General features: G+C 72.0%; 11 protein-coding genes. 3 read left to right on the top strand and 8 right to left on the bottom strand.

Annotation, left to right across the window (positions count from 1 at the left end):
* Positions 1–159: 159 nt before the first annotated feature.
* Both MJ604_RS20400 and MJ604_RS20395 read right to left on the bottom strand, forming a co-directional pair.
* Positions 160–1,458, bottom strand: coding sequence for an MFS transporter (locus MJ604_RS20400; protein ID WP_243060509.1), 1,299 nt, complete (start codon positions 1,456–1,458; stop codon positions 160–162).
* A gap of 143 nt (positions 1,459–1,601) precedes the next feature.
* Entirely contained in the window at positions 1,602–2,567 is a 966-nt protein-coding gene (locus MJ604_RS20395; protein WP_243060507.1) for a DUF2332 domain-containing protein, read from the bottom strand.
* 56 nt (positions 2,568–2,623) lie between these two features.
* Here MJ604_RS20395 and MJ604_RS20390 point away from each other — a divergent pair, with 56 nt between their 5' ends.
* A complete protein-coding gene (locus MJ604_RS20390; RefSeq protein WP_243060506.1) occupies positions 2,624–3,583 on the top strand; it encodes a hypothetical protein in 960 nt (319 codons plus the stop codon).
* On the opposite strand, the gene MJ604_RS20385 is transcribed toward MJ604_RS20390, so the two are convergent.
* Positions 3,580–5,037 carry an NAD-dependent succinate-semialdehyde dehydrogenase gene (locus MJ604_RS20385; protein ID WP_243060504.1) on the bottom strand — a complete coding sequence of 486 codons (1,458 nt, stop codon included), beginning with the start codon at positions 5,035–5,037 and terminating at the stop codon, positions 3,580–3,582. The genes MJ604_RS20390 and MJ604_RS20385 overlap by 4 nt on opposite strands.
* A gap of 397 nt (positions 5,038–5,434) precedes the next feature.
* Between MJ604_RS20385 and MJ604_RS20380 the strand changes: the two genes are divergently transcribed.
* Positions 5,435–7,549: an elongation factor G-like protein EF-G2 gene (locus MJ604_RS20380; protein WP_243060502.1), complete on the top strand. Its 2,115-nt coding sequence runs from the start codon at positions 5,435–5,437 to the stop codon at positions 7,547–7,549.
* Here the strand turns inward: MJ604_RS20380 and MJ604_RS20375 are convergent.
* From MJ604_RS20375 to MJ604_RS20360, 4 genes are read right to left on the bottom strand one after another with little or no spacing between them, the layout of a single operon-like run.
* Positions 7,537–8,367 (bottom strand): hypothetical protein, encoded by an 831-nt coding sequence (locus MJ604_RS20375; RefSeq protein ID WP_243060500.1) that lies wholly within the window; start codon positions 8,365–8,367, stop codon positions 7,537–7,539. The two genes, MJ604_RS20380 and MJ604_RS20375, sit on opposite strands and share 13 nt — an antisense overlap.
* Positions 8,364–10,253, bottom strand: a complete 1,890-nt coding sequence (locus tag MJ604_RS20370) for a penicillin-binding transpeptidase domain-containing protein (protein WP_243060499.1) — start codon at positions 10,251–10,253, stop codon at positions 8,364–8,366. Before MJ604_RS20370 ends, MJ604_RS20375 begins: the two co-directional genes overlap by 4 nt.
* Positions 10,254–10,286: 33 nt before the next feature.
* Positions 10,287–11,084: an SGNH/GDSL hydrolase family protein gene (locus MJ604_RS20365; RefSeq protein ID WP_243060497.1), complete on the bottom strand. Its 798-nt coding sequence runs from the start codon at positions 11,082–11,084 to the stop codon at positions 10,287–10,289.
* 36 nt (positions 11,085–11,120) lie between these two features.
* Complete coding sequence (locus MJ604_RS20360) at positions 11,121–11,519, bottom strand: MerR family transcriptional regulator (protein WP_243060495.1); 399 nt, start codon at positions 11,517–11,519, stop codon at positions 11,121–11,123.
* A gap of 28 nt (positions 11,520–11,547) precedes the next feature.
* On the opposite strand from MJ604_RS20360, the gene MJ604_RS20355 reads away from it, so the two are divergent.
* Complete coding sequence (locus MJ604_RS20355; protein ID WP_243060494.1) at positions 11,548–12,393, top strand: NAD(P)/FAD-dependent oxidoreductase; 846 nt, start codon at positions 11,548–11,550, stop codon at positions 12,391–12,393.
* Here the strand turns inward: MJ604_RS20355 and MJ604_RS20350 are convergent.
* Positions 12,390–14,105, bottom strand: coding sequence for a DEAD/DEAH box helicase (locus MJ604_RS20350; RefSeq protein WP_243060493.1), 1,716 nt, complete (start codon positions 14,103–14,105; stop codon positions 12,390–12,392). The two genes, MJ604_RS20355 and MJ604_RS20350, sit on opposite strands and share 4 nt — an antisense overlap.
* Positions 14,106–14,240: the final 135 nt, after the last annotated feature.

Raw genomic sequence — 14,240 nt, 5'->3', positions numbered from 1 at the left:
TCGTCGGTCGTGCGGCTACTCGACCCGGCTGCAGCATCCCAGCCCTCGCAGGCTCGGGCCCTAGGTCTCGATACGCCGGTCACGACCTCCTTCGTCGGTCGTGCGGCTACTCGACCTGGCTGCAGCATCCCAGCCCTCGCAGGCTCGGGCTGGGGCAGCTCACAGCGGGTTCGCGATCTCGTCCTGGGGCAGCTTGGCCCAGACGATCGCGACCACCGCGGCGATCGCGGGGACGGTGCCGGCGATGAGGAACACCGCCTCGAGACCGATCGCCTCGGAGATCGGGCCCGCCAGCGCCATCGACACCGGCATCAGGCTCACCGACACGAAGAAGTCGAGCGAGGACACCCGGCCGAGCAGGTGCGGCGGCACGCGTCGCTGGAGCAGCGTCCCCCAGATCACCATCGGCGCGGAGAACAGGATGCCGAGGACGAACGCCGCGGCCACGAGCATCCAGATCTCGGTGGCGATGCCCATCACCACGAACGGGACGCAGCCGAAACCCCACATGAGGTTCATCCAGGTGAGGTAGCGCTTCGGCATCCGCATCGACGCGACGGCCAGCGAGCCGATCGCGCCGCCGATGCCGAACGCGGCCAGCACCCACGCGTGGTCGCCCGGCCCGCCGCCCAGCTTGTCCTTGATGAGGAACGGCACCAGGACCTCGAGCGGGCCCATGATCACGAAGACGAGCAGCGAGGCGAACAGCAGCGTCGCGAGCAGCCACGGCGTCCGCACCATGTAGCGGAACCCCTCGGCCATGTCGTGCAGCATCGAGCGGACGGGGTGGACCGGGACGGCGTCGGCCGTCGGGGCCTCCCGGCGTACGGCGGTGCGCGGCACCATCGTCAGCGCGACCAACCCGGCCAGCGAGGAGATCGCGGCGATCGAGACCGCGGCACCGGCCGAGGCCACACCCACCGCCACGCCTGCGACGGCGGGGCCGACCGCCTGGCCGACCGTCGGGCGGACCATGCCCTCGAAGCCGTTGACCGCGAGGAGGTCCTCCTCGGGCACCAGCGCGGGGATCCAGGCGGTGTAGGCCGGGAAGTAGAACGCCATCGCGGCGCCGATCACGAACCCGACGACCGCGAGGTGCCAGAGCTGGGTGTGGTCGGTGAGCGACAGCAGCGCGACCGCGGCCATGCACGTCATCTCGACGGAGGCGACCACGATGAGGATCAGCTTCTGCGGGACCCGGTCGGCGACCACGCCACCGAGCAGGGCGGGCAGCAGCACGCCGATCGCACCCGCGGTCGACACGAGCGACAGCTGCGCCGGGCCGCCACCCATCCGGATGACCTCCCAGACCAGGCCGACGACCCAGACGCCGCCGGCGAAGGTCGCCAGCACCAGCGCGACCGCGAGCCGGCGGTAGGCGGAGTGGCGGAACGGCGTGAGCGCACGCGGCAGCCGGCGTACGTCCGCCTGCTCCTCGTGCTCCGTGACGTCGGTCATCGCTCCTCCTCCACCGTCAGTCGCCCTCGCGGGACCGACAGCGCCCACCGAATTGATCGCGCCCCCATGGCACACGTTCAAGTGGGCTTGAGGTCAAGGCGCCGATCCGCGCAGTTGCGTCCGGTCGGGCCGCTACCGCCAGCTCACAGCCAGCGCAGCGAGCGGCCGTGGCCGTGGGTGCGCGCGACCGCGCGGCCGTCGATCCCCATCACGAACCCGGTCGGGTCGACGGGCACCGTACTGACGCCGACCAGGTCGGGCAGCACGTTCGCGGCCTCGTTGCTGACCCAGTGGCAGCGACCGGAGCCGACCAGGTCGGTCATCATCGCGTGGAACCGGTCGCGGTCCTCGGCGGTGAGGTAGGCGATCACCGCGCTGTGGAACACCACGACCGGCCCGTGCCCGGCCGCGCGGTCGACCAGCGCCGGCAGCTCCTCGAGCAGGTCGCCCTTCACGATCGACGGCGGGTCCGCGCGCGCGACCTCGATCGCCCGGACCAGCTGCGCACGCCGGTCGTCGTGCTCGGGCCAGACCAGCGTGGTGAGCCAGCCCATCTGGTCGGCGTCGGTGACGTCGAGCGGGTTCAGGTCGATGCCGCCGCGCCAGGCCACGGCGGGTACGGCGGACGGCAGCGGCGGGTCGCCCTCGACCGTCGCGGTGAGCAGCGGCCCGGTGCCGACCGGGTCGGCGCCGCCCCAGGAGTAGGAGTACCGGTCCGGGAAGAGGTTGAGCCCCGCGCTGGCGCCGACCTCGATCAGCGCGAGCGGGCCGGGCGACACCTGGGCGAACGCCGGCACCAGCGTCGCGAGCCGGCCGACCTCGTTGGTCTGGGTCGCGCGGGCCAGGATCGTCGCGCGGATGGTCCCGTCGTCGGCGAGCAGCGCCTCGCGCAGGGCGTCGTACGGCGCCGGCGCGGGCACGCCGTGCCACCGCGCTGCCGCGAAGACCAGGTTGGGCTGGCGCTTCGGGCGGGGCAGCGTGGCGAGCCAGGCGAGCACCTCGGGATCCTCGGCGACCCGGTTGGCCCACTCCTCGAAGGACGGCGAGTACCCGCCGGTGTGGACCGCGAAGTCGCGGTACTGCTCGACGGTGTCGGTGTAGACGTCCACCCGCTCATTCTGGGGTTCCTGCCCGGACGGCCGGGCGATGGGTCACCATTCTCCCCATGGGGACCTTCGGGGGGCGAAGGGCGCTGACGCTTGTCTGCGCGCTTGCTGCGCTGTGCCTCCCCGCCGGCACCCTGGCCGGTTGCTCGGCGGCGCTCGACCTCGCGCACAGCGTCCAGACCAAGCTGGGCCGCATCGACGGGGTCGTCGGTGCCTCGGTCGCCACGCCGACCAGGACCACCGGTGCCGCGATCGCGGTCACCTTCGCCGACGCGGACTCCGAGCGGGAGCTCGCCGCGCTGGTCAAGGAGATCGACGAGGTCGCCGACGACGCTGAGTACCCGTCGTACCGCCTGGACCTCACGCCGGCCGGCGGCTCCGGTGACCGGCTGACCGTCGACGACACCTTCTCCGCCAGCCCCGACCGCGACACGGTGCTCGGCAACTGGTTCTCGGTGACCGCCGCCCTGCTCGGGCCGGTGCAGTACTCCTTCGAGCCGGGCGCCGAGTCGATCTCGGTCGACTCCGGCGCCGGCGTCGGCCACGACGTCGGCGAGGCGAGCCGCATCCGCTACGGCTTCTCGAACACCACCTGGACGTTCACCAACGGCGACACGACGTTCGTCGTCTCCGGGCGGGTCTCGCCGACCGACGTCACGATGTTCGAGAGCGTCCAGCGCAGCGTGTCCTCCGACGTGCTGCCGGCGCCGGCCAGGTCCTGGCGGCTGGAGCGCCACGAGGGCCACGTGCTGCTCGACCTCGACGTGACCTTCGCCGAGGGCCCGGTGGACCCCGCCCGGCTCACGGTCGAGGAGTACGGCGACGACATCGACCGGCTGCTGATCGCGGCCGTCCCCGCGTCGCGGATCGCCGGCCTGCCGGTGCGGCTGGGGCTGCGCAACCCGCCGGCCGACGTGTTCGGCTACTGGATCTCCGACGAGCGGCCCCAGCGCGGGCGCGACCCGCTGGTGCGCGGCTGGGACCTGTGGATCCTGACCGTGGTGAAGAACCTGATCTAGCCCGCGGGCAGCGCGACGTACGTCGTCTCGAGGTACTCCTCGATGCCCTCGAAGCCACCCTCGCGCCCGAAGCCGCTGGCCTTCACGCCACCGAACGGCGCCGCCGGGTTGGAGATCAGGCCGGAGTTGATGCCGACCATGCCGAACTCCAGCGACTCCGCGACCCGGATCGTGCGCGAGAGGTCGCGCGTGTAGACGTACGACGCCAGCCCGTACTCCGTGTCGTTGGCGCGGCGGATCGCCTCCTCCTCGCTGTCGAACGCCGTGATCGGCGCGACCGGGCCGAAGATCTCCTGGACGTTGATCTCGGAGTCGGCCGGCACGTCGAGCAGCACCGTCGGCGGGTAGAAGTAGCCCGGGCCGCTCGGCGTCTCGCCGCCGCAGACCACGGTCGCGCCGTCATGGACGGCGTCGGTGACCAGCTGGCTGACGCTCTCGACCGCGCGCTCGTCGATCAGCGGGCCGACGTCGACGCCGTCGGCCTGGCCACGTCCGAGGGTCAGCGCGCTCATCCTCTTGCCCAGCTTCTCGCCGAACTCCTGCGCGACCGAGCGGTGCACGAGGAACCGGTTGGCGGCCGTGCACGCCTCGCCCATGTTGCGCATCTTCGCGATCATCGCGCCGTCGACGGCCGCGTCGATGTCGGCGTCCTCGAACACGATGAACGGCGCGTTGCCGCCGAGCTCCATGCTCAGCCGCTGGAGCTGGTCGGCGGACTGGCGGACCAGGATCCTGCCGACCCCGGTCGATCCGGTGAAGCTGACCTTGCGCAGCCGGTCGTCGTTCTGCAGCGTCTCGCTGAACTCGCTGTGCAGGCTCGTCGTCACGACGTTCAGCACGCCCTTCGGCAGGCCGGCCTCCTCGAGCAGCACCGCGAGGGCGAGCATCGTGAGCGGGGTCTGGCTCGCGGGCTTCACGACCATCGTGCAGCCGGCCGCGATCGCCGGGCCGATCTTGCGGGTGCCCATCGCGAGCGGGAAGTTCCACGGCGTGATGAACAGGCAGGGACCGACCGGCTTCTTGATCGTCAGCAGCCGGCTGCCGCCCGCGGGCGCCTGCATCCAGCGGCCGTGGATGCGCACCGCCTCCTCGGAGTACCAGCGGAAGAACTCCGCGCCGTACGTCACCTCGCCGCGCGCCTCCGCGACGGTCTTGCCCATCTCGAGGCTCATCAGGTGCGCGAACTGGTCGGCGCGGTCGGTGATCAGCGCGAACGCCGTCCGCAGGATCTCGCCGCGCTCGCGTGGCGGCGTCGTCGCCCACGCAGCCTGCGCCTCGACGGCCGCGTCGAGCGCATCGACCGCGTCGTTGACCGTCCCGTCGGCCACGTCGGTGAGCACCGATCCGTCGGCCGGGTCGAGCACCTCGAGGCGGCCGCCGCCCTCCGCCTCACGCCACGAGCCACCGATGTAGAGGCCCCGCTGGTCGGGGCCGAGCAGGTCGAGTCCGTTCATGGGGTCAGCCTTGCACTCCCGGCAAAGCGATGACAGGCCTTGATGGACGTGGGACTCTGGAGGTGTCGGCTTGGGAGGGAGCACCCCCGCGTCGACAGAACCCCTTGCTGACCCCATGCAGCGAGGGGTTCGTCCCTTGGTCGGACCTCGAGCGCCGGAGCACCCCCTCGCCTCGGCATCGGGCGGATCCGCGAAGGGGCGAGGGCCCCGGCATCGCCGGGGCCCTCGCGTCTCGCGTCCCTGCACGGATCAGGGCACGTCGTACTTCATCGTGAACGAGCCGGAGCCCGAGTAGGCGTAGACGTCCCAGCGGTAGGTGCCCGCGCCGGCCGAGGGGGTTGTGCCCAGGGCCGAGAAGGAGTTGTCTCGCTCTCAGGATCTTCCAGGAGGTAGTGCCATGGCGGACAGGGGCGGCAACCGGAGAGCGACAGGCCAAGATCTGGGGGCGAGCAGCCCGGACCGGATCCGCAACGTGGTGCTGGTGGGCCCGGCCGGGTCCGGGAAGACCACGCTGACCGAGACCCTGCTCGCCGCCTCGGGCGCGATCCCCCGCGCCGGCTCCGTGCGCGACGGCACCACCGTCTGCGACTACGAGGAGTCCGAGCACGCCCACAACCGCACGATCTCCCTGTCCGTCGCCCCGCTCGTGCACGAGGGGGTGAAGGTCAACCTCATCGACACCCCCGGGTACGCCGACTTCGTCGGTGAGCTGCGCGCCGGGCTGCGCGCCGCGGACTGCGCGCTGTTCGTGGTCGCCGCGAACGAGGCGATCGACGACGCGACCCGGACCCTGTGGCGCGAGTGCGCCGCGGTCGCGATGCCGCGGGCGGTCGTGATCACCAAGCTCGACCAGGCCCGCGCCGACTACGAGGGGCTGCTGCTCCAGGCCCAGGACGCCTTCGGCGAGCGGGTGATGCCGCTGTACGTGCCGATCCGCGACGGCGACGAGATCACCGGGCTGACCGGCCTGCTCGCGCCCGGACCGGAGGCCGACGCCACCGGGATGCGCGGCGGCCTGATCGAGGGCGTGATCGAGGAGTCCGAGGACGAGACCCTCATGGACCGCTACATCGGCGGCGAGGAGATCGACGAGAAGGTGCTGGTCGCCGACCTCGAGCGCGCCGTCGCGCGGGCGACGTTCTTTCCCGTCGTCCCGGTCTGCTCGGTCACCGGCGTCGGCTGCGCGGAGCTGCTGTCGCTCGCGGTCCGCGGCTTCCCGTCACCCGCCGAGCACCCCTCCCCCGACGTGTTCCAGCCGTCCGGCGCCAGCGCCGACCCGATCACCTGCGACCCCGACGGCCCGCTGGTCGCCGAGGTCGTGAAGACCACCAGTGACCCGTACGTCGGCCGGCTCAGCCTCGTGCGCGTGTTCTCCGGGACCCTCGTGCCCGACCAGACCGTGCACGTGTCGGGGCACTTCACCGCGTTCTTCGGCGAGACCTCGGGCCACCCCGACCACGACGAGGACGAGCGGATCGGCGCGCTGGCGCACCCGTTCGGGAAGGCCCAGGCGCCTGCGGACCGGGCCGTGGCCGGCGACCTCTGCGCGATCGGGCGGCTCACCCGTGCCGAGACCGGCGACACCCTCTCGTCGGTCGAGGACCCGCGGGTCCTCCGGCCCTGGTCGATGCCGGAGCCGCTGCTGCCGGTCGCGATCGTCGCGCAGACCAAGTCCGACGACGACAAGCTGTCGCAGGCGCTGTCCCGGCTCGCCGCCGAGGACCCGTCGCTGCGCATCGACAACAACGCCGAGACCCACCAGCTCGTCCTCTGGACGATGGGTGAGTCGCACGCCGAGGTCACGCTCGAGCGGCTGACCGAGCGCTACTCCGTGCACGTCGACGAGGTCCCGTTCATCGTGTCGCTGCGCGAGACGTTCGCCGGCCCTGCCAAGGCGATCGGGCGGCACGTGAAGCAGTCCGGCGGGCACGGGCAGTACGCCGTCTGCCACCTCGAGGTGGAGCCGCTGCCCGAGGGGTCGGGCTTCGAGTTCGTCGACAAGGTCGTCGGCGGCGCCGTACCCCGCCAGTTCATCCCGAGCGTGGAGAAGGGCGTGCGCGCGCAGATGGAGCGCGGCTGCCGGTTCGGCCACCCGATGGTCGACCTGCGGGTGACCCTCACCGACGGCAAGGCGCACAGCGTCGACTCCTCCGACATGGCGTTCCAGACCGCCGGAGCGCTCGGCCTGCGCGAGGCCGCGAGCGCCACCACGATCAAGATGCTCGAGCCGTTCGACAACGTCTCGGTCGTCGTGCCGGACGAGCTGGTCGGCACCGTGATGAGCGACCTGTCCGCGCGCCGGGCCCGGTTGCTCGGCACCGACAAGGTCGGCGAGGACCGCACCCAGGTCCTGGCCGAGGTGCCGCAGACCGAGCTGGTCCGGTACGCCGTCGACCTGCGCTCGACCACCCACGGCGCCGGCGTGTTCACCCGGACCTTCGCGCACTACGAGGCGATGCCCGAGGACGTCGCCAAGAACGTCGTACCGCGCTCCGGCGGTCAGCCCATCTGACGCAGGAAGAACGCCGCCGCGTCGCGACCCACCGCGTCGCGCACCGTCGGGTCCGGCGTGGCGGACTCGATGAAGTCCTCGTGCCGCACGTCGGCGCCGACCGAGCGGGCGTCGACGCCCGAGATGTGGTCGACGTAGGCCTGCACGTGCAGCTCGAACGGGTTGACGTCGTCGGCGTCACCCCAGCGGACGGCGACCGGCACCTCGATCGCCGCCAGGCTCTCCTCGGTGAGCATCGCGCCGATCGCCGGGGCCACGACGTACGCCGCAGTGACCCGCGGATCGCGCAGGTCGGCGGCCGAGCGCTCGACCGCCTGCTCCAGCTCCACGGCCGTGGTCTCCTCGCGCAGCCGCTCGAACGCACCGGGCAGCTCGGGGATCGGCGGCAGCTCGATCCCTCCGTCGAGAACCATCCGGACGATCGCCGGATCGGCTCGTCCCCCGACCAGGGCCCCCGCGGTGTAGCCGCCGGCGGAGAAGCCGGCCACGCCCACGGGTCCGACACTCCCGAGGTCGTCGAGCACCACGCTCAGGTCCCGCGGTCGCTCCCAGACGTGCGCGAACCCGGCCGGGTGGTAGCCGCCCACGAAGTCGTTGCCGTGGTGGTCGACGGCCACGACCCGGAAGCCCGCCGCGACCATGGGATCGGCCAGCCACCCCATCGCGCTCCCCGAGCCGCCGGTGCCGTGCGACACCAGGACCGTGCCCGCGGGCGTGCCGTCCGGCCGCCACTCGTACACCCGGATCGGCCGGGGCTCGTCCGGGTGCCACAGGTTCCGCCGCGCGGGGTCGTCGACGACCCGGCTGGTGACCGTCATCCGGCGGCCCGCAGGAACGCCTCGAGGATCGGGCCGGCGGTGCCGGAGCCCGAGGTGCCCTCGTCGACGAACACCGCGACCGCGAGGTCGCCCTGCGCCGCGACCATCCAGGCGTGGAGGAGGGTCTTTCCGTTGCGGGAGAACTCGGCGGTGCCGGTCTTCGCGATCACCGGCTGGCCCGGGACGTCGAGCAGCCCGACGCCGCTGCCGGACGTGACGACCCCGCGCAGCATCGAGCGCAGCGCCTCGGCCTCGGCCCTGGCCAACGGCTCGACGTCGTCGGGCACGGCCACCTCGACGGACTTCACCAGCCGCGGCACGACTGTCTGGCCGGACTGGATCGAGGCCATCACGGTCGCCATCGCCATCGGCGAGGCGAGCACGGTGCCCTGGCCGATCAGGTCGGCGGCCGCCTCGGTCTCCGACCGCGGGGCCGGGACCTCGCCGAAGTACGCCGGGAACCCGAGGTCGTGGTCGACGCCGAGCCCCAGCGTGGCGGCCGCGCCGGCCAGGTCGCCCTTGCCGAGCTTGCCCGCCTGGGCGATGAAGGCGGTGTTGCAGGAGTTCGCGACCGCGGTGCGCAGCGGGATCTGGCCGATGCCGCCGCTCGGGTAGTCGTCGTAGTTCTCGAACCGCTTGCCGTCCACGATGATCGAGCTCGTGCACGCGACCGTGCTGTCCGGGCGCAGTCCCGCGCGCAGCAGCGCCAGGCTGCTGACGGTCTTGAACGTCGAGCCCGGCGCGGCCTGGCCGTACGTCGCCACGTTGTAGCCGTCGGTCCCCGGCCCGTTCGCGGCGGCCAGGATCGCCCCGGTCGACGGCCGGATCGCGACCAGCGCGCTCGACGGGCCGACGCCGGCGAGCTCGCGCTCGGCGGCGGACTGCAGCCGCTCGTCGAGGGTGAGCTCCAGCGCGGTGCCGGGCAGTCCCTCGATCCGGTGGAGCTCGCGCTCGGTGCCGTCGGGCGCGACCGCGTTCACCACGGCGCCGTCCGTGCCCTGCAGCTGGTCGTCGTACCGCGCCTGGAGGCCGGACAGCCCGGCGACGTCGCCGACCTGGTACGTCTCCGGGTCCTCCTCGATCATCTCCGCGGTCACCGCGCCGACCGTGCCGAGGATGGGTGCGGCGAACTCGCGGGTCGGGGCGAGCGGGATCTCGTCCTGGATCGCCAGCGCGCCCGGGATCCTCTCGACGCCGCGCGAGACCTCGCCGGGGACCTCGGCCTGGCGGAACACGATCGCCTCGACGTACGCCTTGTCGCCGGCGGCCTCGACCTGCTTCGCGTACGGCGCCGGGTCGATGTCCACGAGCTCGGCGAGCCGGCGCGCGGACTCCCCGGCCCTCGCGGTCGGGACCTGGCTGCGGTCGATCCCGAAGCGGACCACCGGCCGGTCGGTCACCAGCGCGAAGCCGTCGGCGCCGATGATCGGGCCGCGGCCGCCGCCGATCGGCGTGATGTCGAGGACGGTCGCCTTCTTCAGGTGTGGCTCCACCAGGTCGCGGGACCAGGTCACCTGCCAGTCGTCGCCGCTCCTCGTCAGGGTGGCCTCGGTGGAGTACGACCACTCGTCGCCGGCCACCGGCCAGCTCCACGCGAGCGGGACGGTCGCGGTGTCGGCCGACTCCTCGGCCTCTCCGGCGTACACGACCGGCTCGACGTCGCCCATCCCCTCGACGACCTCGGTGTAGTCCGCGGCGACGTCCTCTGCCGTCCCGTCCGCGAGGGGTACGTCGCCGAAGTCACCGGAGGCGAGCGCCGCGGCGAGGGTGTCGCCGACGGCCGCCGCGTCGGGACCGCCGTCGCCGTCGGAGCCTCCTCCGGAGCTGCAGGCGGCGACTCCCCCCGCCACCAGCAAGAGGGACGTGGTGGCGAGGGCGAGACGCATGCCTTGGTTCTACCAGCCGGTGCTGACAGCCACTCAGACCAGGAGCGGACTCACCAGCGCGAGGTAGCCGGAGGAGTGCCCGGTGCGGTTCGGGTGGTAGCTCTCGCCGGTCGGGTTCGACAGCCCGTTGAGCCACTCGGTGGAGGAGCAGACCGCGTGGCCGGCGAACGAGGTGGTCGGGTTGGCGAACGAGAAGCCCTTGGCCGAGGCGGCCGCGGCGAGCTTGGCGTTGAGCAGGTCGGCGGTCTGGTTCAGGCGGGTCATCTCGCTCGAGCCGAAGAACGTGCCGGCGTTGCAGTCCACGCCCATGAACAGGCGCGGGTACCCGACGATGACGACCTTGGCGCTCGGCGCCTTCGCCTTGATCGACGCGTAGAGCGTGCTCAGCGCGCCGGGCAGGGTGTTGTTGATGTAGGCCTGGGCGGTGTCGATCTTGCCGCTGCAGTTCGCGATCAGGTCCGGCTTCGCGCACTCGAGGATGACGTCTCCGAAGCCCGCGTCGTTGCCGCCGACCGACAGCGTGACGTAGCGGGTGGTCGTCGACAGCGCGGCCAGCTGCTTGCTGGTGACGTCGCCGATCTTCGCGCCGCCGCAGGCCTGGAAGCTCAGTGCGTAGCCCTTCTGCGCGGCGACGAGGTACGGGTAGGCGTACGTCGAGCGCTGGCAGGTGCCGTCGCCGATGTAGGTGCGCGTGCCGACCCCCGACGAGTACGAGTCACCGAGGGCGACGTACGGCGCTCCCGCCGACTGCGCGGGGGCCGGGAGAAGGGTGACGACGAGGGCGACGATCGCGAGGCCGAGGGCGCGCGCGAACCGCTTGCGATGGGGCATGGAACCTCCAGGAGGGGCGATGTGACGGCGGTCACACTAGAGCCCGAAGGTCCCTCCGGCCAGCATGTCGGCGACGCGTTCCCTGAAGCGCGGGCAGGTCGCGATGTCGTGGGCTCGACAGCTCAGCGCGTGCTCGGTCATCTCGCGCGACAGCTGCATCTCGGCCATCCGCCGGTCGAGGTCCGCGATGTGCGCGGCCAGCACCGCGTGCCGGTCGGCCGCACCGGCGTCGAGGAGCACCGCGATCTGGTCGAGGCTCATGCCGGCGGCCTTGCTGCGCAGGATCACCGCGATCCGCACCAGGTCGGCCTCGCCGTACCGTCGCCGGCCGGCCCCGTCCCGCTCCGGCAGGAGCAGGCCGACGTCCTCCCAGTGCCGCAGCACGTGGGTCTCGAGGCCGAACCGCGCGGCCATCTCGCCGATACTTGACTTCATGTCAACATGAAGTCAGATCCTTGTGCACATGGCAAATACAACCTCTGACATCACGCAGTACGACGTCGTCGTCATCGGCGGCGGCCCCGCCGGCCTCCAGGCCACCCTCACGCTCGCGCGCGTCCACCGCCGCGTCCTGATGCTCGACTCCGGTCACTACCGCAACGACCCGGCGCGCCACATGCACAACGTGGTCACCCACGACGGCACCCCGCCCGCGGAGTTCCGCGCGGCGGCACAGAAGGACATCGCGGCGTACGACACCGCGACGGTCCGCGCGGCCACCGCCACCGCGGTGGTCCCCGACGGCGACGGGTTCCGGGTGTCGATCGGCGACGAGGACGTCACCGCCCGGGGCGTGGTCCTGGCGACCGGGGTCCGCGACACCCTGCCCGACAAGCCCGGCCTCGCTGAGCTGTTCGGCGACGTGGTCGCGCACTGCCCGTTCTGCCACGGCCACGAGTTCGCCGGCAAGCCGGTGGCGGTGATCGGCGACGCCGCCCACCTGGTCGGCCTGATGGGGCCGGTCGCGTCGTCGGTGACGATGATCGAGGAGGCCGCGGTCGACCGCGTCGAGCGCTCCGACCTGGGCGCGCGGGTCATCCGGACCGACGGCACCGGCCAGGAGTACGGAGGCATCTTCGTCGCGCCCACGTTCGAGCAGTCGGCGCCGTTCGCCGAGCAGCTCGGCCTCACCATGCTGGAGTCCGGGTGCGTCGAGGTCGACGTGATGGGCCGGACCAGCCGGCCCGGCGTCCACGCCGCCGGGGACCTGGCCCACACCGCCGAGCTGCCGAAGCCGATGTCGTCGGTGCTGACCGCCGCGGCCGCAGGTCAGGTCGCAGCGGCAGCGATGGTGGCGTACCTGCTCTAGCGGTTCTTGTGGCGCGGCTTGCGGTCCGGGGCGGCGGAGCGGGTCGGACCGTTGTCGCGCTGCAGCTCGATGAGCTTGCCGGAGATCCGGGTGTTCTTCAGCGCGTCCCACACCGTGCCGGGCAGCTCGGCGGGCAGCTCGACCAGCGAGAAGTCCGGCCGGATCTGGATGTGCCCGAAGTCGGCGCGGCGCAGCCCGCCCTCGTTGGCGATCGCGCCGACGATCTGGCGCGGCTCCACCTTGTGCCGCTTGCCGACGTTGATCCGGTACATCCCCATCGGGACGTCGCTGCGGGCGCCGCGACGCTCGCGGCTGGCGGAGCGCTCGGGGCGGTCGCGGGTGTCCTCGCGGGGCTCGCGGATCCTGACCTCGTCGGCGGGGTCGATCAGCAGCGGGGTCTCTCCCTGGGCGACCACGGCGAGCGCGGCCGCGACGTCGACCTCGAGCACGTCGTGCTCGCGCACGTAGTGGGCGATGATGTCGCGGAAGCGCTCGATGCGCTTGGTCTGGTTCAGCGCCTCGGTGATCTGGTCGTCGAACCGCGACAGCCGGGTCGCGTTCACGTCCTCGGCGGTCGGCAGCTGCATCTGGGTGAGCGGCTGGCGGGTGGCCTTCTCGATCTGCTTGAGCAGGTAGCGCTCGCGCGGGGTCACGAACGAGATCGCGTCACCGCTGCGCCCGGCCCGGCCGGTGCGCCCGATGCGGTGCACGTAGGACTCGGTGTCGGTGGGGATGTCGTAGTTCACGACGTGGCTGATCCGCTCGACGTCGAGACCGCGGGCGGCGACGTCGGTGGCGACCAGGATGTCGAGCTTGGCCGACTTCAGCTGGTTGACCGTGCGCTCGCGCTGGGCCTGGGCGACGTCGCCGTTGATGGCGGCCGCGGAGAAGCCGCGGGCGCGCAGCTTCTCGGCGAGCGTCTCGGTCTCGTTCTTGGTGCGGACGAAGACGATCATCCCCTCGAAGTTCTCGACCTCGAGGATGCGCGTGAGGGCGTCGACCTTCTGCGGGTACGACACCATCAGGTAGCGCTGGGTGATGTTCGGCGAGGTCGTGGTCTTGTTCTTGACCGTGATCTCTTCGGGGTTCGTGAGGTACTGCTTCGAGATCCGCCGGATCTGCGCCGGCATCGTCGCGGAGAACAGCGCGACGTTCTTGTCGTCGGGGGTGTCGGCGAGGATCGTCTCGACGTCCTCGGCGAAGCCCATGTTGAGCATCTCGTCGGCCTCGTCGAGCACCAGGAAGCGCAGCTCGGTGAGGTCGAGGGTGCCCTTCGCGAGGTGGTCCATGATCCGGCCGGGCGTACCCACGATCACGTGCACGCCGCGGCGCAGCGCGCTGAGCTGCACGCCGTACGCCTGGCCGCCGTAGACGGGGAGGACGTGGACGCCCTTCATGTGCGCGGCGTACTTCTCGAACGCCTCGCAGACCTGGAGCGCGAGCTCACGGGTCGGGGCGAGGACCAGCGCCTGCGGGGTCTTCTGCGACAGGTCGAGGCGCGACAGGATCGGCAGCGCGAAGGCGGCCGTCTTGCCGGTGCCGGTTTGCGCGAGGCCGACGACATCGCGGCCCTCGAGCAGCGGCGGGATGGTCGCGGCCTGGATGGCGGACGGCTTCTCGTAGCCGACGTCCGACAGGGCCTTCAGCACCTTCGGGTCGAGCCCGAGGTCGGCAAAGGTCACGGTGTCGGTGGTCTCGTCGGTGTCGCTCACCCGTCAACGGTAGTGGTTCTCCGCGTGGGCGCCACCTTCGTCGTCGCGGTGGGCTGGCTCACTACCTCGACTCCCTCCACCGTTGCGACATCCCTCTGGCCCGCCCAGTACGCAATCGATCCCGGCGCACTGGTT

It is taken from the genome of Nocardioides sp. SR21 (assembly GCF_022761125.1).
In the GTDB taxonomy this organism is placed as follows: domain Bacteria; phylum Actinomycetota; class Actinomycetes; order Propionibacteriales; family Nocardioidaceae; genus Nocardioides.
Note: the sequence above shows the minus strand (reverse complement) of the source record. Positions and strands in the feature narration are given on the sequence as shown.

What these genes read in the sequence shown, in the direction of transcription:
- MJ604_RS20370 (WP_243060499.1), bottom strand. Translation starts at nt 10,253, where the DNA reads ATGCGTCTCGCCCTCGCCACCACGTCCCTCTTGCTGGTGGCGGGGGGA.
- MJ604_RS20390 (WP_243060506.1), top strand. Translation starts at nt 2,624, where the DNA reads ATGGGGACCTTCGGGGGGCGAAGGGCGCTGACGCTTGTCTGCGCGCTT.
- MJ604_RS20375 (WP_243060500.1), bottom strand. Translation starts at nt 8,367, where the DNA reads ATGACGGTCACCAGCCGGGTCGTCGACGACCCCGCGCGGCGGAACCTG.
- MJ604_RS20355 (WP_243060494.1), top strand. Translation starts at nt 11,548, where the DNA reads ATGGCAAATACAACCTCTGACATCACGCAGTACGACGTCGTCGTCATC.
- MJ604_RS20360 (WP_243060495.1), bottom strand. Translation starts at nt 11,519, where the DNA reads ATGAAGTCAAGTATCGGCGAGATGGCCGCGCGGTTCGGCCTCGAGACC.
- MJ604_RS20365 (WP_243060497.1), bottom strand. Translation starts at nt 11,084, where the DNA reads ATGCCCCATCGCAAGCGGTTCGCGCGCGCCCTCGGCCTCGCGATCGTC.
- MJ604_RS20380 (WP_243060502.1), top strand. Translation starts at nt 5,435, where the DNA reads ATGGCGGACAGGGGCGGCAACCGGAGAGCGACAGGCCAAGATCTGGGG.
- MJ604_RS20385 (WP_243060504.1), bottom strand. Translation starts at nt 5,037, where the DNA reads ATGAACGGACTCGACCTGCTCGGCCCCGACCAGCGGGGCCTCTACATC.
- MJ604_RS20400 (WP_243060509.1), bottom strand. Translation starts at nt 1,458, where the DNA reads ATGACCGACGTCACGGAGCACGAGGAGCAGGCGGACGTACGCCGGCTG.